This window comes from Mycobacterium sp. (genome assembly GCF_044223235.1).
In the GTDB taxonomy this organism is placed as follows: domain Bacteria; phylum Actinomycetota; class Actinomycetes; order Mycobacteriales; family Mycobacteriaceae; genus Mycobacterium.
The window spans coordinates 31,666-58,466 of sequence record NZ_JBGAME010000009.1 but is presented as its reverse complement, the minus strand read 5'-3'; the positions used below and the strand labels follow the sequence as shown (position 1 = coordinate 58,466).

Below are 26,801 nucleotides of genomic sequence, written 5' to 3'. Positions count from 1 at the left end.
GTCGAGAAACGGGCGCTGCTCGCGATCGAGAAGCTGCAGCGCCGGATTCGTGAACTGGAGGGCGCAGGCCAAGGCTACGCGATCGTCGGGTACGCGGTGCGGTTCCCCGGGGCGGCGGATGCGGACGAATTCTGGGAGGTGCTGCGCGAGGGCCGCGACGCGGTGTCGGAGATACCCGCCGACCGGTGGGACATCGAGGAGTTCTTCGACGCCAACCCGGAGGCACGCGGCAAGATCATGACCCGCAGGGCCGGATTCATCGACGACGTCGCAGGATTCGACGCCGCGTTCTTCGGGGTGTCGGCGCGGGAGGCCGCGCTGATGGATCCCCAGCACCGCTTGTTGCTGGAGACGGCATGGCGGGCGATCGAGCATTCGGGAACCGCGCCATCGGCGCTGGCGGGCACCCTGACCGGGGTGTTCGTCGGGCTGTCCACCCACGACTACCTGGGCATGATCGCGGACAAGCTGTCCTATGCGGAGATCGAGGCCTACCTGGGGACCGGCACATCACCCGCGGCGGCGGTGGGGCGGATCAGCTATCGACTCGGGCTGCAGGGACCGGCGATCGCCGTCGACACGGCGTGTAGCTCCTCGCTGGTCGCGGTGCACCAGGCCTGCCAGTCGCTGCGGGTGGGAGAGTGCGACGTCGCGTTGGCCGGCGGCGTCAACGTGCTCCTCAGCCCGGCGACGATGATCAACTTCTCCCGGGCGCGGATGCTGGCACCGGACGGCCGGTGCAAGACGTTCGACGCCGCTGCCGACGGCTATGTGCGCGGCGAGGGGTGCGGGGTCATCGTCATCAAGCGACTGGACGACGCCGTCCGCGACGGTGACAACATCCGGGCGGTCATCCGAGGCAGCGCGGTCAACCAGGACGGCGCGTCGGGCGGTCTGACGGTACCCAATGGTGGAGCGCAGCAACGGGTCATCGCCGCCGCACTGCGCCGTGCCGGCCTGGATGCCCGCGATGTCGACTATCTGGAGGCTCACGGGACCGGGACATCCCTGGGCGATCCGATCGAGGCGCAGGCCGCGGGCGCGGCATTGGGCAACGGACGCGATCCGGAGCGCCCATTGCTGATCGGCTCGGTGAAGACCAACATCGGACACCTGGAAGCGGCCGCGGGCATCGCCGGGGTGATCAAGGTGGTGCTGTCGCTCGAGCACGAGTTGCTGCCGAAGCATCTGCATTTTCGCAATCCCTCCTCGCACATTCCGTGGGGCCGTCTCCCGGTCCGAGTGGTGCAGGACGCCCAGCCGTGGTCGCGCGACGGGCGCGCCCGCATCGCCGGGGTCAGCTCGTTCGGCTTCTCCGGGACCAACGCGCACATCGTCCTGCAGGAGGCGCCGGTCGGCGCGTCCGATCCGGTGTCGGTGGCGCAAACCGGCCGGCTTGACGTGCTGCCGCTGTCGGCGCGCACCCCGGAAGCGTTGGTGGCGCTGGCTGACCGCTACCGAAGCTGGCTGGACGCCCACCCCGGCGTCGCGGTGACGGACCTCTGTCGCACCGCCGCGGTGGGACGCTCCCACCTGCAGCACCGGGCCGCGCTACTGGTGGATTCGACGGGCAGCGCACGGGAACTGGTCGGCGCGCTCGCCGACGACCGCCCGGCGCCGGGACTGGTCCGCGGGGTGTGCGGCGATCCCCCGAAGACGGCATGGCTGTTCCCCGGCCAGGGCAGCCAGTTCGCCGGAATGGGACGGCAACTGTTCGCGTCCGAGCCCGTGTTCCGGGACACGGTGACGCGGTGCGCCACTGTGGTCAGCGCCGTCCTGGAACGGCCCCTGCTCGACGTCATGTTCGGCACCGACGACCATGCGCTGCGGGACACCGCCTACGCGCAGCCCGCGTTGTTCGCGGTGGAGATGGGGTTGGCCCGGCTGTGGCAGTCGTGGGGCATCGAACCGGACGTGGTGGCCGGTCACAGTGTCGGCCAATACTCGGCGGCCTGCGCGGTAGGTGTGATGAGTGTGGAAGACGGCGCGCTGCTGATCGCCGAGCGCGGCCGGCTCTTCGCCAGCCTGCCCGCGGGCGGGCGGATGGTCGCGGTCTTCGCGGCCGCCGAACGCGTCGAGAGCTGCACCGACGAATTGCCCCGCCTGTCGGTGGCGGCCTACAACGGCGCCAACACCGTGCTGTCCGGCCCGGTGGAGGACTTGGACCGCGCGGTGGCGGGGCTGAACGCAGACGGCTTCCGGTGTGAATGGCTGGACACCAGCCACGCCTTCCACTCCACGTTGCTCGATCCGGTGCTCGACGAGTTCGAGTCGTACGCCGCCGCATTCAGCTTCGGCACACCGGAGCGGACGTTGGTGTGCAATCGCACCGGCTCGGTCCTGAGCCGGCAGATGAAGCTGGACGCGCACTATTGGCGACGTCATGCTCGCCAGCCCGTCCGGTTCGCCGAAACCGTGCACACGATGGCGGACCTCGGTTGTGCGGTGCTCCTGGAAGTGGGCCCGCACCCGGTGCTGACCGCCAGTGCGCTTCGGGCGTGGCCGGAGAATGCCGCCCCGCCGCGCGCGGTGGCATCGATGCGCCGCAGCGGCTCTGAGATCCGCCAGATCACCGAGGCCCTCGGTCAGTTGTACGTCGCGGGCTACCGCCCCGATTTCGCCGCGCGCCTGCCGCGCGGCCGCACGCTGGACTTGCCCACCTATCCGTTCCAGCGTCGCCACTACTGGTTCCCGCAGAGTCCGATCAGCGACACCGTGAACGACGCCACCCGCACCGACACCGTCCGGCTGCTGGAGGAGGGCCGTATCGAGGAACTCGACGCGCAGCTGGGCGGGGGAGCGGCCGAGGCGCTGAAACGGCTTGCCGTGCAGCATAATCAGCAGCGTGACGCGATCTCCGTGAAGGACGCCCACTACCAGGTCCGCTGGGAGAAGTCGGGTGTGAACCCACGCGGAAGCACCGGCGAAGGATCATCGTGGATACTGGTCGTCGACGACACCGACGCTATCGGGCCGCTCACCGACGTGCTGGCGGCGCGTCGGGATCGATACCGCGTCTTGAGGCTGCCGGTCACCGGCGCGGACACCGAGCAATTCGGCGCCGCGCTGCGTGCGGCGGTGGCGGACGGTCCGTCGCCGCGCATCCTGCAGGTCGCCGGTCACTGGCCGGACGACCCGATATCGGCGGCCTCGCTCGGCCGGATGCAGCACCATGTCCTCGCAGGCACCCGCCAGGTGTTCCACGCCGTCGTCGCCGCGGGAGTGCCGACGCCCATCTGGCTGGTCACCCGCGGCGCCCAACATGTGACCGATGCCGACGCCGTCTCGCCGGTGCAGACCTGCCTGTGGGGTTTCGGCCGGGCCGCCGCCCTGGAGCATCCCGAGTTCTGGGGTGGGCTGGCCGATCTGGCCGCGGCATCCGCCGACGAATGGTCGGCGCTGCTCGACCACATCACGACGGCGCCCCCGACAGCCGGGGCGACGGGAAGTCATGAGGACCAGATCGGCGTGCGCGAAGGGTCGATCTATCTCGCCCGGCTGGCCCGCCGCGCGGATCAACCGACCGCACCCACACTCGCATTGCGCGGTGATGCAACGTATCTGGTGACTGGCGGGCTGGGTGCGCTCGGGCTGGAGATCGCCGAGTATCTGGCCGCGCACGGTGCCGGCCATCTGGTGCTGACCAGTCGTCGATCACCCGGCGAGGCCGTGCTGGGGCGCATCGACGCCGCCGCGGACCGCTACGGCTGCCGATTCCACATCGTCACCGCCGACGTCGCCGATGCGGACGACGTCGCCCGGGTGTTGGCCACCACCCGTGCCGAACTGCCGGCGCTGGCCGGCATCGTGCACGCAGCCGGCGAGATCGGGGCCAGCCCGCTGTGCACGCTGCCCGATGCCGAAGTCGACCGAGTCTTCGCCGGAAAGGTCTGGGGTGCCTGGCATCTGAGTGAAGCCACAGCCGAGACGCCGCTGGACTTCTTCGTCAGCACGTCGTCGATCTCGGCGGTGTGGGGCAGTTTCGGCCAGACCGCCTACGGTGCCGCCAACGCATTCCTGGACGGACTGGCGTGGCGGCTGCGCGAACGGGGCGTTCCCGCGATGAGCGTCAACTTCGGGCCCTGGTCGACGGGGATGGCCGATGAGGACGCCCGAGCACAACTCGAACTACGCGGTGTCCGGACCCTTTCACCCGCCGACGCGCTTGCCGGGATGGGCGAGCTGATCGCGACGTCGGTGCCGCACGGGGTGGTGGCCCGGATCGACTGGGCCCGCTTCCTGCCGGTCTATCAGCTACAGCGTCGGCGGGCGTTCCTGGCGCAGTTCGAGCGTGAGGCGCCCGAGCCTGAGCCGGCGCCGATCCCGACCGGAACCACTGCTTTGGTCGAAAAGCTCACCGTGGCACCGGTTGAGCAACGCAAGAGCCTGGTGCTGGAATATCTGCGCGAAGCGGTGTCGGATGTGACGAGGATCGACCCGGCCGAGATTCGCGACGAGGCCGGATTCTTCGACCTCGGCATGGATTCGCTGATGGCCATCGAACTGCGCCGCCGGCTGGAGCAGGGATTCGGGCGGCAGCTTCCGGCGACCCTGGCGATGGATCATCCACGGCTCAGCGACGCCGCCGAGTACCTGCTCGGCGAGGTGCTCGGCCTGCGCGATCCGGCACCGGACCAACGGAATCCCGAAGAGCCGGTACGGACCGACGAGCCGATCGCGATCATCGGGGTGGCGTGCCGCTTCCCGGGCGCCCGCGACGCGGATGAGTTCTGGGAGGTGTTGGCGGCCGGTGCCGACATGATCCGCGAGATCCCAGACGACCGGTTCGACGTCGACGAGTACTACGACCCCGACCCCGACACGCCGGGGAAGATCTATAGCCGCTACGGCGGATTCCTCGACGAGATCGACGGATTCGATCCGGAGTTCTTCGGCATCGCCCCGCGCGAGGCGGTGTGGATCGACCCGCAGCAACGACTGGTGCTGGAAACCGCATGGGCCGGTCTGGAGCGTGCGGGGTATTCGCCGGCCGCGCTGCGCGGCAGCAGGACCGGCGTCTACGTGGGCGTTGGCGCGAACGAGTACTCACATCTGCTGTCGACCGGTTCTGTCGAGACCATCGAGGCGCACTTCATCACCGGCAATGCGCTCAACGTCATCGCCGGCCGGGTGGCCTTCGCGCTCGGTCTGGAGGGTCCTGCGGTGGCCGTGGATACCGCGTGCAGTTCGTCCCTGGTGGCAGTCCACCAGGCCTGCCAGGCGTTGCATTCCGGCGACTGCGACCTGGCCCTGGCCGGGGGCGTGAACGTGCTGCTGAGCCCGGCGACCACCATCGCCACCTCGCGTGCCAGGATGCTTTCCCCCGACGGCCGGTGCAAGACCTTCGACGCCGCCGCCGACGGCTATGTGCGCGGGGAAGGGTGCGGGGTGCTGGTCCTCAAGCGCCTGAGCGACGCGGTGCGCGACGGCGACCGGATTCAGGCCGTCATCCGTGGCAGTGCGGTGAACCAGGACGGCGCCTCCGGTGGCCTGACGGTGCCGAACGGTGGTGCACAGCAGCGGGTCATCGCCGCGACGCTGGCCCGCGCCGGTGTCGCCGGCCGGGAGATCGACTACCTCGAGGCGCATGGAACCGGCACCTCGCTGGGCGATCCGATCGAGATCCAGGCCGCCGCGGCGGTGTACGGGGCAGGGCGGGACCCGAACCGGCCGTTGCTGATCGGATCGGTGAAAACCAATGTCGGGCACCTGGAGTCGGCGTCGGGGGTGGCCGGCTTGATAAAGGTGGTGCTGTCGCTACAGCACGACATGCTGCCGCAGCACCTGCATTTCCACACGCCGTCGCCGCATATTCCGTGGGATCTGCTTCCGGTGCAGGTCGTCGACACGGCCACTCCGTGGAAGGCGAACGGTCACCCGCGACGGGCCGGAGTGAGTTCGTTCGGGTTCTCCGGCACGAATGCGCATGTCGTGCTGGAGGAGGCGCCGACCGAGCCCGCTTCGGCGTCCGCCTCGAAGCCGGTGGGTGGCGAGCCGCTGAATGTATTGCCGATATCGGCGCGGTCGGCGGAGGCGTTGGCCGCCATGGCGCGACGATACGCCGACTGGCTGGCTTCGCATCCGGAGGCCGATATCGCCGACGTGTGCTTCACGGCCGGGGTTGGGCGCTCGCATTTCGAGCATCGCGCCGCGCTGGTCGTCGACTCCGCCGACGGTGCGCGTGAGCTGCTGGCCGGGTTGGCCGAGGGCCGGCTGGGCCCGGGGGTGTCGGGCGGGGTGTGCGCAGACCCCCCGAAGACCGCTTGGCTGTTCACCGGGCAGGGCAGCCAGTACCCGGGCATGGCTCGTGAGCTGTTCGACACCGAGCCGGTGTTCCGCGACACCGTGACCCGCTGCGCCGAGGCCGTCGGCGACCTGCTGCCGCGTCCGCTGCTGGACGTCGTCTTCGACCCCGACGACGATCGGAAGACGTTGCAGCACACCTCATTTGCGCAACCCGCATTGTTCGCGGTGGAGATGGGGCTGGCGCGGATGTGGCAGTCGTGGGGCATCGAACCGGATGTGGTGCTCGGTCACAGCGTGGGCCAGTACGCAGCCGCGTGCGTGGCCGGTGTGTTCGGGTTGGAGGACGGCGCGCGGTTCGTCGCCGAACGCGGCCGGCTGTTCGGCAGCCTGCCAACGGGCGGCCGAATGGTCGCGGTGTCCGCCGATGCCGAACTCGTCGAGGACTACGCCGACGAGTTCCCCGCGGTCTCGGTCGCCGCCTACAACGGCCCCAACACCGTGTTATCGGGACCCGCTGTCGACTTGGAAGATCTGGTCGCCGCCTGCGCTGCGGACGATATCCGGTGCACCTGGCTGGATACCAGCCATGCCTTCCATTCCGCCCTGCTCGATCCGGTGCTCGACGAGTTCGAGTCCTACGCGGCAACAATCGATTTCGCCGCCCCGAGCCGGCCATTGGTATGCAACCGCACCGGCACGGTGCTCACCGGTGCCGCCCGGCTGGACGCGCAGTACTGGCGGCGCCACGCCCGCCAGCCGGTGCAGTTCGCCGAAAGCGTACGCACGCTGGCGGAGATGGGGTGCTCGGTGCTCATGGAGATCGGCCCACAACCGATCCTGATCGCCGCCGCACTGCGGGCCTGGCCGGAATCCGCGGCCACCCCGCGTGCCATCCCCACCCTGCGCAGGGGGGCTCTGGGCGAGCGAAGCGACGGGAAAGCAGAGGGCGAGCGAAGCGACGGGAAAGCAGAGGGCGAGCGAAGCGACGGGAAAGCAGAGGGCGAGCGAAGCGACGGGAAAGCAGAGGGCGAGCGAAGCGACGGGAAAGCAGAGGGCGTGCGGCGCCAGATCGCCGACGCGGTGGCCGGCTGCTATGTCGCGGGACACCGGCCGGACTTCGCCGCGCTACACGGTGAATGGTCTGCTCCTCGCGTGCGCGGTGATTTCTCTGCTCCTCGCGTGCGCGGTGATTTTTCTGCTCCTCGCGTGCGCGGTACAACGCGGCGCAAGGTCGAACTGCCCACCTACCCGTTCCAGCACCGTCCATTCTGGCCGAAGACCGCGGGAGTGGCGACCGGCGGTGCCGCCGGCGGCTCGGGCATCCTCGGCTTCACCCAGGATCTCGCGTCCGGAGATACCGTCTACACCAGCCGGTTGTCCGTCCGCGCCCAGTCCTGGTTGTCCGATCACGTCATCTACGGCACGGTGGTGGTGCCGGGAGCCACCTACGCGGCCATGGCGCTGGCCGCGGTGGCGACTCCGGCCCGGGTGCAGGACGTCTTCTTCTATGAGCCGATCATTCTGGGCGACAAGGAGTCCCGCGACGTACAGCTGGTGTTGCACCCGGCCGACGACGCGTCAGGGTGGACATTCCAGGTGCACAGCCGACCCTACGGTGACCGAGAGGCCGACTGGTCGCTGAACGCCGGAGGTACGGTTGCCGCCGGCGTCGAGGACGAGCCCGCACAGCCGGAGCCGGTCGACGCGGCGCTGGAGCGGTTGACCCGCACCCGCCCGCAGGAACTGTTCGACGCCTTCGCGGAGAACGAGCTCGCCTGGGGGCCGACCTGGTGTACGTCGCTCAAGTCCCTGTGGGTGGGCACAGGTGAGGCGGTCGGCGATCTGGCAGTCGGCGCCGAACTGGCTGAGCACCTCGGCCGCGAGCCGATCCATCCTGTGCTGCTCGACCTCTGCACCGGCATCGCGGGCGCAGCGCTGCTGGCAGCGGCCGATCGGGCCGGTGCGGACGTGGACCTGTTCCTGCCGCTGCGGTACGGCAGGGTGTGGCTGCGGGAGCGACTGCCCCGGCGGTTCTATTGCCGCGCGGCGTGGCAGGCAGGCGGCGTGGACAGCGAGACGCAGGTTTTCGATCTCGCCTTCGTGGATCGAGATGGCCGCAGCCTGGGCGGAATTCGCGAGTTCACGGTGAAGCGCGCGCCCCGCGAGGCGTTGTTGCGGGGGCTCGGCGGCGACGCGACTCGGCTGCTGTACCGGCTGGGCTGGCGCGAGACGCCCGCGCCGGACGCCCTCACCGTAGCCCCCGGGGGTAGTTGGCTGGTCGCGGGATCCGACAAGCTGGTGAGCGCACTGCCCGGGGCGGTTCGGGTCGATCCCGATCCCGACGAACCCGAGGTGTGGCAGCGGCTCTTCGCGGCACAGCGGGAACGCGGCATTCCGGTGTCAGGCATCGTCTACAACGTCGCCGGGCGAACCCGATCCGACGAGTCCGGCGACGAGGTGGCCGGCCGGCTGCAGTCCGAGATCGGCAGCCTGCTCGGTGCCATCCAAGCCGTGCTGGCCGACGAGACCAGCATTCCCGGCGGTCTGTGGATCATCACCGAGCGAGGGTTGGCGGCCGAGCCCGGCGAGCCGGTGGACCCGGTGCAGGCAGCATTCTGGGGCCTGGGACGCGCCGCCATCGCCGAGCAGCCCGGCCTGCGGTGTCGGCTCGTCGACCACGACGGTTCCGATGATGCCGTGCGCCTGCTGGCGAGCTTGATTGCGGCACCGCCCGGGGAGCCCGAACTTGCGCTGCGGCAGGGGAAGTGCTTGGTGCCGCGGCTACTGCCGTGGGCACGCGGCGGCCATCTGACCGTGCCGCGCACAACGGACTACGTCCTGGCTCCGACCGAACGCGGTGTGCTCGACAACCTGCGCCTGACCGAGACCGAGGTGATGCCGCCGCCGGCGGGGCACGTGCAGGTGCGGGTGCACGCGGCCGGCCTGAACTTCCGTGACGTACTCAACGCGCTGGGCCTGTATCCGGGCGATCCCGGGCCGATCGGTGGGGAGCTGTCGGGTGTGGTCGAGGCGCTGGGTGCCGGCGTCGACGAATTCCAGGTCGGGGACCGGGTGTTCGGCTTCGCGCCGGGCGCATTCGCCAGCCGCGTCAACGTGCCGGTGCCGTTCCTGGCGGCGGTGCCCGAGGGGCTGGGCGCGGTCGCCGCGGCAACCACGCCTGCGGCGATGCTCACCGCACGGCTGGCATTCGATTGGGCGCAGCTTCGGCCGGGCGACCGGGTGCTGATCCACGCCGCCAGCGGTGGGGTCGGCCTGGCCGCCGTCCAGTTGGCCCAGAAATGCGGCGCCACCGTGTTCGCCACCGCCAGCACCTACAAGCGCCCGTTGCTGCGGCGCATGGGGGTCGAACACGTCTACGACTCGCGCAGTACCGATTTTGCCGAGCAGATCCTGCTCGACACCGCGGGCGCCGGGGTCGACGTCGTGCTCAACAGCCTCACCAACGAGGGATTCGTCGCGGCGACTGTCCGGGCAACCGCCCACAACGGCCGGTTCGCCGAGATCGCCAAGCGCGACATCTGGTCTCACGAACAGATGGCACAGGCCCGTCCCGATATCGACTACGAGATCCTGGCCCTGGACGGGGTCATGCAGCAGGATCCCGAGCGCATCAGGCGCTTGATGGCCGAACTGGCGGACTCGCTGGCCAGCGGGGCGGTGGCGCCGTTGCCGTTCGAGGCGTACCCGCTGGCCGAGGCGACGACCGCCTTCCGCCGCATGCAGCAGGCGCGCCACATCGGCAAGATCGTGCTGGAGATGCCGAATCGGCTGCAGCCGCGTGGTGATCGGACCTATCTGGTCACCGGCGGGCTCGGTGCTCTGGGCCTGCACACCGCGGCGTATCTGGCCCAGCTCGGCGCGGGGGACATCGTCCTGACAGGCCGACGGCCGCCGGATGCCAGGGGCCAACAGGCGATAGCCGAGCTGGGGGAGCGCTATCGCTGCCGCATCCACACGTTCGCGGCCGACGTCGGCGACGAGTCGCAGGTACGGGAGCTGCTGGCGCGGATCCGGGCGGAGCTACCGCCGCTGGGCGGGGTGGCGCACCTCGCTGGTGTGCTCGACGACGCGCTGTTGCCGGATCAGAACCCGCAACGCTTCCGGAACACCTTGGCGCCCAAGGCGTTCGGCGCCTGGCATCTGCACCGGCTGACCAGCGGTGACGACCTGGAGTTTTTCATCGTCTACTCATCAGGTTCGAGTGTGCTCGGTTCCCCCGGCCAGGCCAACTACGCCGCCGCCAACGCGCTGCTCGATGGCCTTGTCGCGCAACGCCGGGCGCTCGGCTTGCCCGCCACCACCATCAACTGGGGTCCATGGGCGCAGGGCGGCATGGCGGGCACCGACGCCGCACGGGCCAATCTGGGTGCCCGCGGCCTGATTCCGCTGGAACCCGCCGCCGCGATGACTGCACTTGGCGAAGTCGTCGCCCACGGCATCGGGCAGGCAGTCGTCCTCAAAGCGAACTGGCAACGGGTGGCGAAGCTGCTCGGCGGTACCCGCCCGCCGATGCTCGACCACGTGCTCCCAGCCGCCGGCCAGGCGGCACCGGGCAACAGCGAATTACTGCGGCAACTGCACGAGGTTCCGGAAGCGCAGCGCGGCGGCTTCGTCGCCGAGCACCTCCAACGCGAGCTGCAGCAGATCCTGGGCCTGGCGCAGCCGCCCGCTGCGACGAGCCGGTTCCTGGAGCTGGGCATGGATTCGCTGATGGCGGTGGAACTCCGAAACCGGTTGCTTTCCCAGTTCGGCAGTGCGTTCACCATCACCGCGACGGCGGTGTTCGACTATCCGACGATCGGGCTGCTTGCCGACTACCTGGCCGCGCAGGCGCCCGACCTGCCGGACGAATCACCTCCCGTCACAGCCCAAGCGTCATGAGCGGTGTCCCATGCTCGAGATGATCGGGGTCACCAAGACGTACCGAGTCGGCGGTCAGATGGTGCGCGCCCTCGACGGTGTCGCGCTGACGCTGACCGGTGGGGAGTTCGTGGCCGTCGTCGGCCCGTCCGGCGCGGGTAAGAGCACCCTGTTGCACCTACTCGGCGCCCTGGATAGGCCTGACACGGGATCCATCAAGTTCCGTGGGCGCGAGATCGGCGATCTCAATGACGAGCAGCAGTCCGAGTTCCGGCGGCACAGTGTCGGATTCGTGTTCCAGTTCTTCAACCTGCTGCCGACGATGACCGCCTGGGAGAACGTCGCGGTGCCGAAGCTGCTCGACGGCGCGCGTATGTCGCAGGCCAAACCCGCGGCGCTGGAACTGTTGGCGCTGGTCGGTCTCGCCGACCGCGCGGATCACCGGCCCTCGGAGCTGTCCGGCGGGCAGATGCAGCGGGTGGCCGTCGCCAGGGCGTTGATGATGGACCCGCCGCTTGTCCTGGCCGACGAGCCCACGGGCAACCTGGACTCGCAGACCGGGGCGGCGATCATGGCGTTGCTCACCGACCTGGCGCATCAAGGCGACCGGGCCGTCGTGATGGTGACGCACAACCTGGATGCCGCCGCAGCGACCGACCGGGTCATCACGCTGGTCGACGGTCGCATCGGCTCGGACGTGCTGGCAGGTGGCGAGCCGGCATGACCCTCGACCGCATGCGGGTGTTCAACCTGCGTGAGGCCCGTCGACATCCGGGGCGCACGGCGATGTCGCTTGTGGTGGTGGCGATTTCGGCGACCCTGTTGGTGGCCGTGTTCGGCATCGCAGGCTCGATCACGGGATCGTCCGACCGGTTGGTCGCCGGCATCGGCGGCAACGCGAATCTGGAAGTGTCGGGCGTGACCGATACCGGGTTCCCGGATGCGGTGCGATCCGAGGTGGCGAGGGTCTCCGGCGTCGCCGCCGCGGTGCCGATGCTGCGGATGTCGGTCGGCAAACCATCCGAACGGGTGGTGCTGCTCGGCGTCGACGACAACATCCGGGCCATGCTGAGCGACCTGCAGCGTGCGGTCCAGGACCAGATCGGCCCGTTGGTCAGCCAGCCCAACCGCGTCGCCGTGGGAGCCGGAACGGGACATGCCGTGGGCGACACCATCGATCTGGGCCGTGGAAAGGTCACCGTCGCAGCCGTGATCACCGGCCCCGATGCCGACCGGATCAACGGCGCCAATTTCATCGTCGGTCCGCTGCCGTTGATCCAGCAGCTGACGGATCGGGTCGGGATGATCGACTCGATCCTGGTGATCGATGAGCCGGGCGCCGACATCGCGGCGGTACGCGCCGGTGTCTCCGCGGCCGTGGGCGGGCGGGCGTTTGTCACCGATCCGACCTTCCGGGCGGTCCAGTCGGGCGGCGCCGTGTCGATCATGAGCACGCTGCTGCTCTCGGCGGCGTCGTGCGCACTCGTCGTCGCCGGGTTTCTGATCTTCAACGCGATGAGTATGGCGATCACCCAACGCCGTCCGGTGATCTCGTTGCTGCGCGCCATCGGCGCCCGCAAGCACCAGATCGTGCGCGATCTGTTGGTGGAGGCGGCGGTGGTGGGGCTGCTGGGTGGGCTGGTGGGGTCGGCGCTGGGTGTGTTGGTCGGTCGGCAGGCGATCGGTGTGCTGCCGGCGGCACTGCTGCAGGGGTATGAGACCCGCACGGAGTACGTCCTGCCCGGCTACGCGATTCCCGTCGCGGTCGCGGCATGTGTGGTGGTGAGTGTCGGGGCGGCCGCATTGGCGGCCCGCCAGATCTACAAGGTGGCACCGGTGGAGGCGCTGGCACCCGTCGGGGCATCGGCCGCCGACGCGGTCCCGCGTTCGGCCCGCCTGGTGGCGGGAGTTGTGGGCGTCGGGGCTGTGGTGGCCGCTGTGTTGGTGGCGTCGGCCGACTTGGGAAACCTGTCGGTGGCGGCCATCGGGCTTGCCGCCGCCGGTGAGATCACCGTGTGCTTCGCGATTGCGGGCCCGATCGTGGGGGCCGCGGCGGCGGTGGCACGCTCCCTCGGTGCGCCGGGCGCGCTCGCCGCGGCGACCATCGAACGCGCACCGCGGCGGGTGTGGGCGACGCTGATGACGGTGCTGATCGCGGTGTCGATTACGGTTCAATCCACCGGTGCCAACGCCAACGCGATCGACTCGACGAATGCGAGTTTCGCCTCGCTCGGTGACGTCGGCATCTACGTCAGCGCGGCCGGCCCCGGTGTCTACCCGACGGCCCCGATCCTGCCGGCGAACACCGAATCCGCCATCGCGTCGCTGCCGGGAGTTGACCGGGTGGTCCCGGGTCAAATGGCGTACGCGACCGTCGGCGACAAGCGGGTGATCATTCAGGGGCTCGCGCCCGGCGCCGTCGCACCGCCATCGCGTGCGATGAATGACCAAGTGCGCGAACAGGTCCTGGCCGGCGACGGGGTGGTTGTCTCCCGCGATATCGCCCGGGCCCTGGGGATCACGTCGGGCGACGAGCTGACGCTGTCCACGCCGGGCGGCGTTCGGCATGCCCGGGTGCTGGAAGTGGTTCCGTTCTTCTCGCTGCTGGGCGGTGTGGTGTCGATGAGCCTGACGCAGCTACGTGACTGGTTCGACCGGCCGGGGTCGACGATCCTCGCGGTCGACTTGACGCCCGGAGCCGACGCGGACGCCGTCGAGGCGGCGATCCGCGCGAAAGTACCTGCGGAGGTTCTTGTCTACCCCGGCCACGCGGCTGCGGCGGCCGTCGGCGCGTCAATGGCACAGGGCACCGCACTGATCGGTGTCATGGCGTGGATCGTGGTGTTCGTGGCCAGCGTCGCCCTGCTCAACACCCTGATGCTGTCGGTGCTGGAGCGCAAAAGGGAGCTTGGGGTGCTGCGGGCGATGGGCTCCTCGCGCCGCTTCGCCTTGCGGACGGTACTGGCCGAGGCGGCCGGGATCGGTATCGTGGGCGCCGCGATCGGAGTGGTGTTCGGTGCGGCGAACCAGTACCTCACCGCGACGGCGCTGACCAACGTGCTGAGCATCGACGTGGCGTACGCGCCGAGTCCGCTCGCGATCGTATTCGCCAGTGCTGCCTTCGGTTTGACACTGCTGGGCGCGATTCCTCCGGCCATTCGGGCAGCGCGACTGAACATCGTCGACGCTGTGGCCATCGAGTGAGCGGCGGATGCGTCGCGGGCGCGATCCTTACGCCAGCGGTTCTACGCTGTACTCGGTGCTCAGTGTGTAATCGGTGCCCGGTGCGACATCGACCACGTCGTCCGAGGCGTTGGTGGTCTCCACGCAGATCATGCGTCGGTAGCCGTCGTCACCCATGTCGCCGAGTCGTGCGCTCTTCTCGACCCACGGATTCCACACGACGTAGCTGCGGCTGCCCTGTTTGGTGATGTGGATCTGGCGTTGCAGGGATTCGTCGACGATCGTCGTCTTGCCCGGGCAGTCCAGGTAGATGCGGTCGAGTTCGCCGGTGACGGTGATCGGTCCGTCCTGCACGAGGCGCGCGTTGCCGCCGACGCTGTCGATGTACGTCGTGCCGTCGAGGCCTTCGACGCGGGCTGCGGCGATGTCGCCGACATGGAAGTAGGTGTGCAAGGCCTGAGTGATCGTGAAGGGTTCCGCACCGGCATTGCGGGTGGTGAGGTCAAGCCGCAGACGTTCGCCCACTGTCACCGTCAGCGTCAGTTCGGCACTGTGGGGCCATAACTCGCGCTGGGCCGGTTCGGGGATGAGGCGCATTCTGATGCGGACGGCCTCGTCCACGCGGGCCGTCTCGACGACATTCCAGTCGACGTTGCGGGCGAAACCATGTGCCGGTTTGGTCGCGTCGTCCGGGTGGGGTCCAAACCAGGGCCAGCACACCGGGGTGCCGCCGCGCAGTGGCTTGCCCGCGGTGAAGCGGGCGGCGGGGGACAGCCACAGCACCGGGGCCTGGCCGTCGGGAGCCCATGCGAGTACCTGCGCACCCTGGAGGGCAATGCTGGCCGCCGCCTCGGCGGTGCGCACCTCTGCCATTACCGCGCCGCCATCACCGGTGCGGAATTCAATGCCGCCGGCGATGCCGAACTCGCGGTCGAGGCTGACGGGATCAGACATGTGCCCGATCGTACGTTCGCGCCTGTGCAAGCGCCTGTCACGGCGGGCGGTCGGCAGCTCCGCCTTGCAGGTGCCACATCCCGTCGCCGGGGGAGTCCGACGCTACCCTTCCGCTGCCACCAGGCTGCGTAGCGTGATGTCGGGGTTGTCTCGTTGGAATCCTTCCAGCCGCCACGGGGTGGAAAACAACACCAGCATGACGCCGTCGGTGCGGGTCAAGACCTCGGCGGATATCTGCCGATTCATGAACTCGGCGTCCTCGGGGTCCACGATCCGCGCGACCTGGTAGGGCAGCGGTTCCAGCGCAATCGGCGCGCCGATCTCGGTCGCCATCCGATGTGAGGCCACCTCGAACTGCATTGGTCCGACCGCAGCGAACACCGGTGCCTGCTCGCCACGCTTGTCCGAACGCAGTACCTGGACCACGCCCTCCTGGTCGAGTTGCTCGATTCCGCGCCGGAACTGCTTGTGCTTGCTCGGATCGGTGCCGCGCACCACGGCGAAATGCTCGGGCGAGAAGCTGGGGATGGGCGGGTACTGCACCGGTGTGTCGACAAAGAGGGTGTCGCCGGGGCGCAGGGCGGCAGCGTTGGCCAAGCCGATCACGTCGCCCGGCCAGGCACTGTCCAGCGTGGTGCGCTGCTGGCCGAAGACCGACTGCGCGTACTTGGTGACGAACGGTTTGCCGGTGGCGGCGTGGGTGAGCACATCGCCGCGCTCGAACGTGCCCGAACACACCCGCGCGTAGGCGATCCGGTTACGGTGCGCTGAATCCATTCCGGCCTGCACCTTGAACACGAATGCGCTGAACGGTGCATCGGTCGGGCGGCGCACGCCGTCGACGTCGAGCTGCCCGCCGGGCGGCGGCGCCAACTGCACCAGCACGTCGAGCAGTTGGTTGACACCGAAGTTGAGCACCGCCGAAGTGAACAGCACCGGGGTGGTTGCACAGCCCAAGAACGACTCCTGGTCGTAGTTGGCGCCATCGACCTCGAGCAGCTCGGATTCCTCCACGGAGCGGTTCCAATCCGCGCCGGCGGACGTCTTGGCCTGCTCGGCACTCAGATGTTCCTCTGGAGCTGCCGTCGCGCCGCCGGCGGTCCGGGTGAATCGGATGAACTTGCCGGTTCTGCGGTCAAGGACACCCTTGAAGTCGCCGGCCACACCGACCGGCCAGGTCAATGGGGTGGGGCGCAGGCCGATTCGGTCGTCGATCTCGTCCATCAACGCCAGCGGGTCACGGCCGGGTCGGTCCCACTTGTTGATCACCGTGATGATCGGGATACGACGGTGCCGGCATACCTGGAACAGCTTGAGTGTTTGCGGTTCAAGGCCTTTGGCGGCATCGATGAGCATCACCGCGGCATCCACGGCCGTCAGCACCCGGTAGGTGTCCTCGGAGAAGTCGGCGTGCCCAGGGGTGTCGAGCAGGTTGATGACGCAATCCTGACCGGCGGTCGAGTACGGGAACTGCAGCGCGGTGGAGGTGATGGAGATACCGCGGGCCTTCTCCATCTCCATCCAGTCCGACACCGTCGAGCGTCGACCGGCCTTGCCGTGCACGGCACCGGCTTCGGTGATGACCCGCGCGTGCAGCACCAGCGCTTCGGTCAGCGTCGATTTGCCGGCGTCGGGATGGCTGATAACGGCAAACGTGCGACGACGGGCGGCTTCGGCGGCGACACGGCTTGCTGTCGAGGTGGTGGAGGCGGTTTCGGTCATGTCGTCCACGATGGTATGGGCCGAGTGCGGCGAATCGATAATCGTGCCGGGGCCGCTGTCGTCGTCGTCACATAGGCGGGCCAGGCGATCAGCTCTGCGCCGCGCAAAAGCCACCTGCCATATCGTCTGTGACGCTTCAGGTTTGCCAGGGCGCCGGTCCCTTCTTACCCCCAACCGCAGGGCCGCGGCCGCTGTAGACTTTGGTCCGGGCTCCTCGGAGGCATCCCGATGATTCGATCCGGCCGACTGCGCGTGCGGCTTTCGGCGGTAATAGCCTGCCTGCTGCTTGGGGTTGCCGCTGCCGCAACCCATCTTGTGTCGGATCCGAGGCGATCAGGTGAGCGTGTGGACGGCTTCCTGGCCTACGGCCGGATCTCGGTGGAAATTTCTACAACCGATGTGAATACTCCGCAATCCAAGCGGTGCATCGCCAAATCCATTCAGGCCGGCATCGATGTCCGGCAAGGTGCTCCCGTCATCATCAGCCTCGACGGACGCGCCGTCGGTGCCGGCGATCTGTCCACCGGCGCGCTGATACGGGAGATGCCCAAACGCGGAAGTATCGGAGCCTCCCGCGCCTACTGCGAGTACACGTTCTCGGCGCCGGTCACCCGGCCCGGCGAGGGTCAGTACACCCTGGATATCGGTGACGCAAAGATTGCCTTCACCAGGGATGACCTGCGGAATGGTGTCGATCTGATGTTGTCGTGATGCCTTTTGGCAGGAGTCGGCATTGGGTCACTCGATTGACGATGGAGACGATTGGCGGCCGTTCACTCGCCGACTCGTGGAGTCGGTGGCCTACGAGATAATCGGAGCGAGACACACCGCCGGCCTCTCCCACGAGGCGCCGACAGTTCCAGGCTCAACAGTGCACATCTCCGTAGAACTCACCGAGGTCGACGGCCGCAAACTTGCGTTCGCCATCCCGGCCCGCGATGACCACTTCGAGGTGTGCCGGGGCAGCCATCAAAGCGCTGTCATCGGGTTGAGTCGATTCGAAGTGAAACTTCAAGAACTGCAGGTAGTTTCACGATGACACCCGTTACAACCGTGTTCGACTCGCACCTGCACATCATCGATCCGCGGTACCCACTGAGCGAGAACGACGGGTATAAACCGCCCGCTTTACCCCCCAGGTCGATTAGACATCAATGAAATCGGTCCGATCTCTCCCCGCGTCAGGCGGACGTGCAATGAACCAATGGACTCAACTCACCCTGACACGCAGGGTGACGGGCCTGCGACCTAGCTCGACTCGACGTCCCGATCACCGACCGCCCGGTGGATTGTTGTGTTGCCACCCTTGCGTTTCGCATCGAGCATCGCGTGGTCGGCGCGACTGATGAGGGTGTCGAGCAGTGCCACGCGATCAACCTGTGGTGGGGCGAAACTGTCTAGCGCGACGTGCGTGACGCCGACACTGGCGGTGACTGGGGCATGGTCGTCGGGCGAGGCAATCGTGAACCGCACTCGCTCGGCGATCTGGAACGTGTGGCCAGATTCGGTGACATCCATGATGACGAATTCCTCCCCGCCGACTCGGGCCACGAGCGCGCTGCCGCGCACCGCCGATTCGATCCGTCGAGCACTGCGGATCAAGACGTCGTCGCCGACCGCATGGCCGAAGGAGTCGTTGATGTCCTTGAAGCGGTCGAGATCAACGACCATCACAGCCAGATGCGCTCCGCGGGCCGCATAATCACGTAACAACTCGCCGAAGTGAAGGTGCAGTCCCCGCCGGTTGAGCAGGCCGGTCAGCGGATCGGTGGCGGCGTCGTTGGCGTCGTTGCGCAGCGTCCAGATCCCGAACTGAATCCCCAGCGGTGTCGCAACCATTGGCGCCACCGCGGCCAACGTACTGGCCGCGAACGCCGTGGTGGGGCCGTGCGCGGCCGGGGCCACTCGCACGGCGAACACCGTCGTGCATACCAGTATCCACATGGTGTGCAGAGCGAGGACTTTCGGGCCGTCGAAGAACAGTAGGTAGACCGAGATCAGCGCAAACGCGTTAAACCCGAACAACCCTGTCAGCCATGTCGGGTCGTGCAATGCCACCAATGCGATCCCGACGTCGCAGGACACGATGAAACCGAGCGATAGCGGCCGCGACGGCCATGGTCGACAACACCACACGCTTGCCCAGAACATCGTCAAGACCGCGAACAATGCCACAACGATTTGAGATGCGATCCCGTCCGTACCGGTCCAGGGAAGTTGAATCGCCAACGAGATTACTGCGATCAACCCCGTACCGATCCCGATCATCTGCTGGATCGCTTCGGCCATCAACCGCTTGGCGAAATACTGCACCTGCGCGGCGTAGTCGACGGGCTCACTCCACCAAACACAAAGAAGGCGACCGAAAACCGCCAGACTTCTCGAACGATCCAGCAAATCAAACTCCGTACCCCAAACTCCGCGGCCAACCTGACGATGCCGCCTAACCGATCGCAGACGATCCAACTGGCAAGCTATCGAATAATACAGAACCTTGACTGCAGGATGCACTGGACATCAAGGCTTGATAGGCCACCAAATTAACTCGATAGCAACATTGGTCGAATGGGCCCGGGGGCGGCTACAAGGCGACAATACGTAGAACATCAGCTGGCCAGGGTGACGGGCCGAGCGAACTCCACGTTGCTTGCGCTGCTCCGCACGCGTTGACCGTTTTCTCGGGATGACGAACCATGGATGGGTCGTCGTTGAAGTTGATGATGTGCAGGTGCCCGATTTTCCCGGAGCTGCCGTCACGGAGATCAAAGACGTTGTTAAGGGCTGGTGAGCGTAAAGAATGCGACCATGTCGTGCCGGACAAGACCGCCGCCGACTGGCGTCAGTTGAAGGAACGCTCCCGTGGAGCGCAGCGCATACCGGCGCTGACGAGCTTGATGGCCGCTATGATTCCCGGAGTGTCCCAGCCCGAGATCCAGCGTCAGGTGCGCCAGCAACGTGCCGACATCGACGCGCTTTACGAGTTGGTCGAGCGTGTCGATCAGAAAGTCGACGCCCTAGATGTCAAGATCGACCGCCGATTCGATGAGATCAATAGTCAACTCTCCGGGCTACTACGTCAGCTCGGTGGTCGATAACCGTACTGCCGGCTTCCATTTGTCACTCAGCGACCGGCTAGCGGCCGCTCCCAACCGGTCAACCCGGAAGCGGCCACCCGGGGGGTGTACGTCCGGATTGAGGAGTGTCCGTTGGTGTGTCGCGCGGCGCTGCGGCGACAAGCGAGAAGGCTGCCGGTGTCGTGGAGTTCGCCGCAGTCCGTGAGACCGGCTTGATGTGGGCAAAGGCGCTGCGGGCGTTCCAGCTGGGGAAGGCTCGTACCAGCCACGAGGGGCCGTGGAGTTGGATGCGTCGGTCGCGGGTGGCTTCGGCCCAGGTGAGCTGGCCGGCGTGCCATTTGACGAAGGCTTCGGCTTCCGCCGTGATGTAGAGGTCCTCGTCGATGCCGGGGTACGTCTTGCAGATCTCGGTGTCTCCGTGCTCGATCAGCAGCCAGTACCGCTCGGTGCGCCGGCGGCCGGTGAAGTCGAAGCGGATGACGACGCGTCGATCCGGGAGCCGGTCTCGGCGGAGCATGTTGCACATCGACCAGAGAGCCACAAAGGGATCGAGGTGCTCGGGGGCGATCTCGAGCCAGGCGGCACCCCACTCGCCGAGCGACACGCAGACCTTGAAGAGGTCGTGACCCGCCGGCGTGAGCTCGTAGTGGCGTCCGCGCCCGTCGGGCTTCGGCGCCGACTCGACGATGCCGAGCCGTTCGAGGTGCTTGAGCCGCTGCGATAGCAGGGTGCGGGAGAGCCCGGGCGCGCCCTCCAGGATCTCACTGAAGCTTCCGCAGCCCAGATACAGGTTGCGGATGACCAGTGGCGTCCAGCGCTCGGCGAAGATCTCGGCGCCGCGGGCGATGGGGCAGTACTGACCGTACGTCCGCACGACGCCAGTATCGCGCCTCTGCGTTCGGCTGGGAAGTCCAGATTCCTGACTTCACGGCCGGGGTCCACGGTGGTGCGATGGGGTCGTCGAGAGCGAAAGAGCCGTTGCCGAGCCGACCACCGAAGAAAGTCGGCCACCTAAGTGAGGAGGTAACTGCCATGGAGATCAACGGGTTCCGGGGTCAGCTCATCACCACTGACCACGCCGATTACCACACCGCTCGAGCCGTGTGGAACGGCGCCGTGGACCGGCGCCCCCGGCTGATCGCCCGTTGCAGCGGAACGGCCGACGTGGCCGCGGCCGTGCGCTTCGCCCGCGATCACGACCTGGAGATCGCCGTTCGCGGCGGGGGCCACAACGTGGCCGGCACCGCGGTGTGCGACGACGGGATCGTCATCGACCTCTCGGCGATGCGGGCCGTGCGGGTCAACCCCGTCGACCGCACGGCCCAGGTGCAGGGTGGTGCGTTGTGGGGCGACGTCGACCACGAGACCCAGGCCCACGGTCTGGCCACCACCGGTGGCATCGTGGGCCACACCGGCGTCGCCGGGCTCACCCTCGGCGGTGGCCTCGGCTTCCTCATGCGCAAGCACGGGCTCACCATCGACAACCTGCTCGCCGCCGAGGCGATCACCGCCGAGGGCAACAGCGTCCGGGCGGCCGCCGACGAACACCCCGACCTGTTCTGGGCGCTTCGCGGCGGCGGCGGAAACTTCGGCGTCGTCACCTCATTCCGATTCGCCCTGCACCCCCTCGGCCCGACCGTGATGGCCGGACCCGTTTTCTGGGCGGCCGACGACACCACCGACGTGCTGCGCTTCTACCGGGACTTCGCCGCCGAAGCGCCCGACGAGCTCGGCACCGTCATCAGGCTCGGCACCGTCCCCCCGCTGCCGGTCATCCCCGAGGACCTGCACTGGCGGCCGGCCATCGCCGTCGCCTGCTGCTATGCCGGCGCCGTTGAAGAGGGCGAGCGGCTGCTACGGGACCTCCGCCGGTTTGGAACTCCGCTCGTAGACCTGCTGTCGCCGACCCCGTATGCCGCGTTCCAGGGCGCCCTCGATGACACCGTCCTGCATGGGTGGCATTACTACTGGAAGTCCACTAATCTCGCCGGCCTGTCCGACGACACCATCGCCGTAGTCGCTGATCACGCATACGCCGCCGGCTCACGCCGGTCGTACTCGGCGATGTTTCACATGGGTGGTGCCGTTGCCCGGGTCCCCCACGACTCGACCGCCTACGCCGGTCGCGACGTGGCCCACAACATCATCATCGACGCGGTGTGGCTACCTGACGAGTCCGGAGCGCACGCCGCGACCGAGACCGCCTGGGCACGGCGGTTCCTGCAAGTCCTCCAACCGCACCGCACTGGCGGCGTCTACGTCAACTTCCTCGACGCCGACGACGACACCAGCCGCGTTGGAGAAGCCTACGGCGATCACATCTACCGGCGACTAACCGAGGTCAAGGCGAAGTACGACCCCGACAACGTCTTCCACCACAACAAAAACATCCCCCCGATTTGAGCCGGGCTGGCGACCATCGACGCGTGGACGGTGGACCCGGACACTTGGGACGCGGGCGACTACCACGACGGTGTGAACTGAAGCACCGCAGGTCGGACCTGAGTTCGGACAGGGTTCGCGGATTTTTCTGTTGGAAGTGCTGTGACCTGCTGTTTTGGGTGGCGGCGGTGGGTGTTTAGCTTACTAAGCGGGTAGCTTCGGGGGCGTGTTCGTGCGCAAGACCCGCAGCTCGTCGGGTGCGGTGACGGTGCAGGTGATGTGATTTCGAGGTACCGGTTCCGGTGGCGCGGATGGCCGATGTCGCGGACTGGCGTGTCAGCGAGCCCGTCCCGCCAGTGCCGGAGACTGTGCCGGCGGCGATGACTGCAGCGGCACGCACCGTGGCCAGCAGCTCCCGACTGCTGTAGGAGGTGATCGGCGCGGTTTATGACGGGCTCGGTTTCGGTGTTGTCGATGATGCGGTGTTCCGGGACTTGGTGATCGCCCGGATCATCGAGCCCTCCAGTAAGGCCGACTCGATACGGGTCCTGGCCGAACTCGGTGTGCCCACGGTGTCGTACCGCACGATTGCGCGTCGCCTGGCGCGGGTCGGCCCGGCTGGGTACCGGGATGCGATCGCCGAGAAATGCTTTGCCTATTGCCTTGACACGGGCGGGCAGAGCAGGGGAGGGAATGGGTCTGGGGTGAAGTCACGACCCGATCCGGTGTGCCATTCGTCCGGCACGCGAACGCTCGATCAGACCGGGAGCGTCGTGGTTCGAGTCGCGTCTTGCACGATTCGAGGTTCACATGGACGTGAAATCGGTTGCGTAGCAGTCGGATAGATGTCCAGCGCAATGGACGCAAAACGTCACCGTGACGTAATATGCCCATCTAGCCTAGGGCCCGGCCAGATGCTAGATGGCGAGCCTCAGCGACAGTCGATCAGATCTCGTCCTTGGGCTGAACTACGTCCACCTGCTCGTTGCGACAAGGCTCCGACACGTCTGCGTGTATCAGTCAGAAGGAAATCGTGTCGCTGAGCAGGGGCATTCAGAAGACCATTCGGTCGGTGGTGCGAGTTCTTGCACTTAATGCAATTCGCATCCCTTTAATAGCCGATAAGCCACATTATGTCAGGTTAAGTACCTTCACATCGTCGATGCTGTCCGCGCCGCACATCATGCCCGCGATGATGGTGCTCAGCTTCCCGGCCGGGTTGACCGCGCCCGAGGCCACCCGCGTGCTGGGCAGCTCGACATGCTCGCCGATCAACCGCGAAAGACCGGTCTGCTCAGCCAATTCCAGCACCGGCACCAAACCCGCGACCGACACCAGATTCTGCTCGTCAAACACCGCCGACCCGGCGGTGAACGTATCGGATGAGTGCATCGAAAGTGCCTTCTCGAACTAGGGACAAATACGACTTCAGCACTCGTATTCTCCCAGTTCAGAAGGCATTTTCGCTGTTCACACGCCGATCAAATCACCGGCCCGTCCACGGATTCAGGCTAAGACGGTCACGTTGCCGACGACCGGGTCGAGGTTCACTGCGCGGACGGCGAATGCGCTCGCGTAAGCCGGCCACCGATGATGCACTACTTCGCGATCGCTGGTCCACATCGGGATCTCTTCGAGGCGGAGACGGGTCATCATGACCGACCCCATCACGCCCTCGAATTCCTCCTCACCCTCGAACCTTCCCACGACCCGGGGCTGGTCGACGCCTCCGACCATCGTGACGACTCCGACAGTGCCGACGGCGTGGCCGTTCGCGGCGTCGAACTCGACCTGCACCGTCTCAGTGCCGATCAGCCAGTCGACTGCAACATGCTTGATCCACTTCTTGCTGTCGACCTGGAAGTTCGCGCATCGCCCCGACAGCGCCCACATGAGCACGTTCAGCACAGTCGACTTGCCTCGCAGATTTCGGCCGCTACCAACGCCGTTGACCCCGCTCTGCGGCTCCCACGACCACGAGAACGGCACCGCCACCTGCGGTACGTTGTCGGCTTCGTCGCCCTTGGCCGGCTCGTCGTCGAGTGGATCCACGTCGTCCATGGCCGTCACGCCGAAGTCCAGCTCCGCCTCAGCCGCTTCCGGGAGCGGGGCAGGTCCGGAAGTACCCGTCGCGGAGTTTTCGTCGGGGAGGATCACGTCATATCCGGCCCCAAGCCGATGGGTCGCCAGCAGCACCTTCACACCCGAGAAGTGAATGCGTTGTGCTCGCAGCGACACCGGGATCGCTTTCGAGGCGTATGAGGGGATGCCGCAGTCCTTCAGAATCTCCTCTACCGATTCCGCCGAGATCAGTTCGGCGGCAACGTCATCGGCCGCAGCCCCGGCAGCGTCGTCTTGATCCCCGCGTTCTTCATCGACATCGCGTTTCCCTTCGGTCAGATCATCGCGAGACTGGTCGAGCCGCGCCGACGCCTCCTTGACCTTCCTCCTCTCGGCCGCCTTTGCCGCTCGCTTGGCGAGCCGCGCGAGCTCCGCGGCGACCGCATCTGCCAAGACACTCACGAACTGCTCTCCCTGCTCTCCGCTCCGTCACCATTCGCGTGCGCGGTCAGACGCACGCGAACTCGGTCCGCTATCGATGCGATGTTCGCCCCGAGATCTGTGTTCGCGTAGGTGGTTTGAAGGTACTGCCGGTCTTTCAAATGGCTGCCCACATCGTCTCCGGCAACGAGCGCGACCAGCTCGACCTGCTGCGAGTACCACCCCAAGATCGGGTCGTTGGCCAGATCCTCCGCCGCGGAGGCACCCGATTCAGTGAGAAAGAACTGCGTCTGCTCCACGTTGCGGCCCGGCGTTCCCCTTCGTAGCGCCGTGGCTAAGCCATACGTCTCCAGCAGTGAGAACGCGTCGTCGAGTGGCTCGAACGCACCGTGCAACCACTTCGGCATCGGGTAGTAGCGCAGGTCTGGTTCGGGATCGTTCAGAAGGTGCTCGGCAACCTCCAGATAGGTGTCCTCGATCGCACCCGATTCCACGAGCGTGATCAGTTCGTCCGCCAGGTAGTCGGGGTTGCGCAGCCAGAAGTCCACTGCCTGCAACCGAAGTTCGCTCCGTACCACGGTTGCCATTCCGGGTGGGTCCGACTTCGTCGGTTCCCCGCACCGGCTCATCAACACCAGCAACCGAATCGCATGCTGGGTTCGCGTCGCCGACGGCCGTGACAAGCCGAACTCGCCATCAGCCGACACGACGCCCCTTCTCTCATGTTTCACTCGTACGACGCACCATAGCCGGACGACGGCGCAGCAATCTCGATTTCGTCGACGACCCGCTTGGTGCAGGCCGCTCGGCGGCGTACTTCTCCTCGCGCAGTGGTGGGTTCTGCCTCGTTGCTGGTAAAGCTCAACACCACCGAGAGCTGGACTACTCGATGCGTAGGCGCCGGTTGCGCGGATCATGCCGGCCGGACGCCTACCGACTGCGAAGCATCCCTTCGGCGAGCCTGCACCAACCGGCTGCCACGCCACACACGTCGTGGCATGTCGTCGTCGGACTCTCTCTGCTGCTCGGGCCTGGCGGCGGCAGACGACGACGGCGACGACACAGACACACACGACCTGACGGCGGGGGCCGGCAGGCGCCCCCGCGGCGCGCGGCGGGCCAACCGGGGGTGACACCACTGTGACGAGAGTCGGGTCTCAATGAAGTTGGCGGCACGGACGGCTCTGAACTGCGGCTCGCCATTTGTCTCGATCCGTCTCATTCAATGTGGCGGATTGCTGGAAAAGAGACCCCAGCCGGCACCCGCCGCTTTGGAGCGGCCAGTCCCGACGACGCCGCTGACACATCGCATCGGCGCGGTCACCTTCACCAGGCGTACGTTCGGGGAGTTACTCGTGTTCACAATCAAGTGGCATCGCAATGCCGATCGCCTGTGGGTAGGCTTCGTCTGTGGCGCAATCCTCCGAGTTCGAAGCCCGGTTGGCAGCGCTGGAGGCCCGCATAGAAGAGGTGGCCGCCGAAGCGGCTGCCGCGCGCCATCTGGCCGCGGCCCAGGACCGTGACCTCGCCGACTTCGGGGTGAAAGTCGAGGCGAACCGATCCGCAATCAACGCCCTGGGCGTACAAACGGCGGGACGGTTTGATCGACTGGAGGACAAGCTCGATCGACTGGAGCAAAACGTCGGCATCGGTTTCACCGAAATGCGAGGCAAGTTCGACCAAGCTGCGACCGGGCAACAACACATCGCCGATCTACTCCAGCGGCTCATCGACAAGCCGAATCACAGCGATTAACTGACTGATTTCCTGGCGTGCAGGTGCACGTTGTCGGTTCCGGTTGGAAGTGGCGGGCAAGGACGGGCCTGACCTGAACTGGGCATCGCCAGATCGGTCGCT

At 67.2% G+C, this 26,801-nt stretch carries 14 protein-coding genes and 1 pseudogene; 8 read left to right on the top strand and 7 right to left on the bottom strand.

Going from position 1 to position 26,801, the window contains the following annotated elements; translation table 11 throughout:
- Window positions 1–15: 15 nt before the first annotated feature.
- The 3 genes from ADBZ6K_RS14125 to ADBZ6K_RS14115 are packed head-to-tail and all read left to right on the top strand — an operon-like array spanning window position 16 to window position 14,331.
- A complete protein-coding gene (locus ADBZ6K_RS14125; RefSeq protein WP_526347753.1) occupies window positions 16–11,148 on the top strand; it encodes an SDR family NAD(P)-dependent oxidoreductase in 11,133 nt (3,710 codons plus the stop codon).
- A gap of 10 nt (window positions 11,149–11,158) precedes the next feature.
- Window positions 11,159–11,851, top strand: coding sequence for an ABC transporter ATP-binding protein (locus ADBZ6K_RS14120; RefSeq protein WP_526347649.1), 693 nt, complete (start codon window positions 11,159–11,161; stop codon window positions 11,849–11,851).
- Complete coding sequence (locus ADBZ6K_RS14115; protein ID WP_526347647.1) at window positions 11,848–14,331, top strand: ABC transporter permease; 2,484 nt, start codon at window positions 11,848–11,850, stop codon at window positions 14,329–14,331. Before ADBZ6K_RS14120 ends, ADBZ6K_RS14115 begins: the two co-directional genes overlap by 4 nt.
- A gap of 27 nt (window positions 14,332–14,358) precedes the next feature.
- Here ADBZ6K_RS14115 and ADBZ6K_RS14110 read toward each other — a convergent pair whose 3' ends face one another.
- Entirely contained in the window at window positions 14,359–15,264 is a 906-nt protein-coding gene (locus ADBZ6K_RS14110) for a D-hexose-6-phosphate mutarotase (protein WP_526347645.1), read from the bottom strand.
- A gap of 102 nt (window positions 15,265–15,366) precedes the next feature.
- Window positions 15,367–16,986 carry a peptide chain release factor 3 gene (locus ADBZ6K_RS14105; RefSeq protein WP_526347643.1) on the bottom strand — a complete coding sequence of 540 codons (1,620 nt, stop codon included), beginning with the start codon at window positions 16,984–16,986 and terminating at the stop codon, window positions 15,367–15,369.
- Between the two features lie 252 nt (window positions 16,987–17,238).
- On the opposite strand from ADBZ6K_RS14105, the gene ADBZ6K_RS14100 reads away from it, so the two are divergent.
- Together ADBZ6K_RS14100 and ADBZ6K_RS14095 are read left to right on the top strand one after the other, a co-directional pair.
- Window positions 17,239–17,697 carry a hypothetical protein gene (locus tag ADBZ6K_RS14100; RefSeq protein ID WP_526347641.1) on the top strand — a complete coding sequence of 153 codons (459 nt, stop codon included), beginning with the start codon at window positions 17,239–17,241 and terminating at the stop codon, window positions 17,695–17,697.
- A gap of 76 nt (window positions 17,698–17,773) precedes the next feature.
- Window positions 17,774–18,025, top strand: coding sequence for a thioesterase family protein (locus tag ADBZ6K_RS14095; protein ID WP_526347639.1), 252 nt, complete (start codon window positions 17,774–17,776; stop codon window positions 18,023–18,025).
- 209 nt (window positions 18,026–18,234) lie between these two features.
- Here the strand turns inward: ADBZ6K_RS14095 and ADBZ6K_RS14090 are convergent, their stop codons facing one another.
- Window positions 18,235–19,452, bottom strand: a complete 1,218-nt coding sequence (locus ADBZ6K_RS14090) for a GGDEF domain-containing protein (RefSeq protein ID WP_526347637.1) — start codon at window positions 19,450–19,452, stop codon at window positions 18,235–18,237.
- Window positions 19,453–19,796: 344 nt separating this feature from the next.
- Here ADBZ6K_RS14090 and ADBZ6K_RS14085 point away from each other — a divergent pair, with 344 nt between their 5' ends.
- On the top strand, window positions 19,797–20,081 hold the full coding sequence (locus ADBZ6K_RS14085; protein WP_526347635.1) for a hypothetical protein: 285 nt from the start codon (window positions 19,797–19,799) through the stop codon (window positions 20,079–20,081).
- A 58-nt stretch (window positions 20,082–20,139) separates the two neighbouring features.
- Here the strand turns inward: ADBZ6K_RS14085 and ADBZ6K_RS14080 are convergent, their stop codons facing one another.
- The gene (locus ADBZ6K_RS14080) at window positions 20,140–20,934 is read right to left on the bottom strand and encodes a winged helix-turn-helix transcriptional regulator (RefSeq protein WP_526347633.1); all 795 of its coding nucleotides are present in this window, start codon (window positions 20,932–20,934) and stop codon (window positions 20,140–20,142) included.
- 158 nt (window positions 20,935–21,092) lie between these two features.
- On the opposite strand from ADBZ6K_RS14080, the gene ADBZ6K_RS14075 reads away from it, so the two are divergent.
- On the top strand, window positions 21,093–22,463 hold the full coding sequence (locus ADBZ6K_RS14075) for an FAD-binding oxidoreductase (RefSeq protein WP_526347631.1): 1,371 nt from the start codon (window positions 21,093–21,095) through the stop codon (window positions 22,461–22,463).
- A gap of 1,122 nt (window positions 22,464–23,585) precedes the next feature.
- Here ADBZ6K_RS14075 and ADBZ6K_RS14070 read toward each other — a convergent pair.
- The 3 genes and pseudogenes from ADBZ6K_RS14070 to ADBZ6K_RS14060 all read right to left on the bottom strand — a co-directional run.
- A pseudogene (locus ADBZ6K_RS14070) lies at window positions 23,586–23,834 on the bottom strand (IS1380 family transposase); the annotation flags it as partial.
- Window positions 23,835–23,948: 114 nt separating this feature from the next.
- Window positions 23,949–24,965: a hypothetical protein gene (locus tag ADBZ6K_RS14065; protein ID WP_526347629.1), complete on the bottom strand. Its 1,017-nt coding sequence runs from the start codon at window positions 24,963–24,965 to the stop codon at window positions 23,949–23,951.
- The gene (locus ADBZ6K_RS14060; protein WP_526347627.1) at window positions 24,962–25,492 is read right to left on the bottom strand and encodes a hypothetical protein; all 531 of its coding nucleotides are present in this window, start codon (window positions 25,490–25,492) and stop codon (window positions 24,962–24,964) included. The genes ADBZ6K_RS14065 and ADBZ6K_RS14060 overlap by 4 nt, the downstream gene beginning before the upstream one ends.
- An 862-nt stretch (window positions 25,493–26,354) precedes the next feature.
- On the opposite strand from ADBZ6K_RS14060, the gene ADBZ6K_RS14055 reads away from it, so the two are divergent.
- Entirely contained in the window at window positions 26,355–26,699 is a 345-nt protein-coding gene (locus ADBZ6K_RS14055) for a hypothetical protein (RefSeq protein WP_526347625.1), read from the top strand.
- Window positions 26,700–26,801 lie beyond the last annotated feature (102 nt).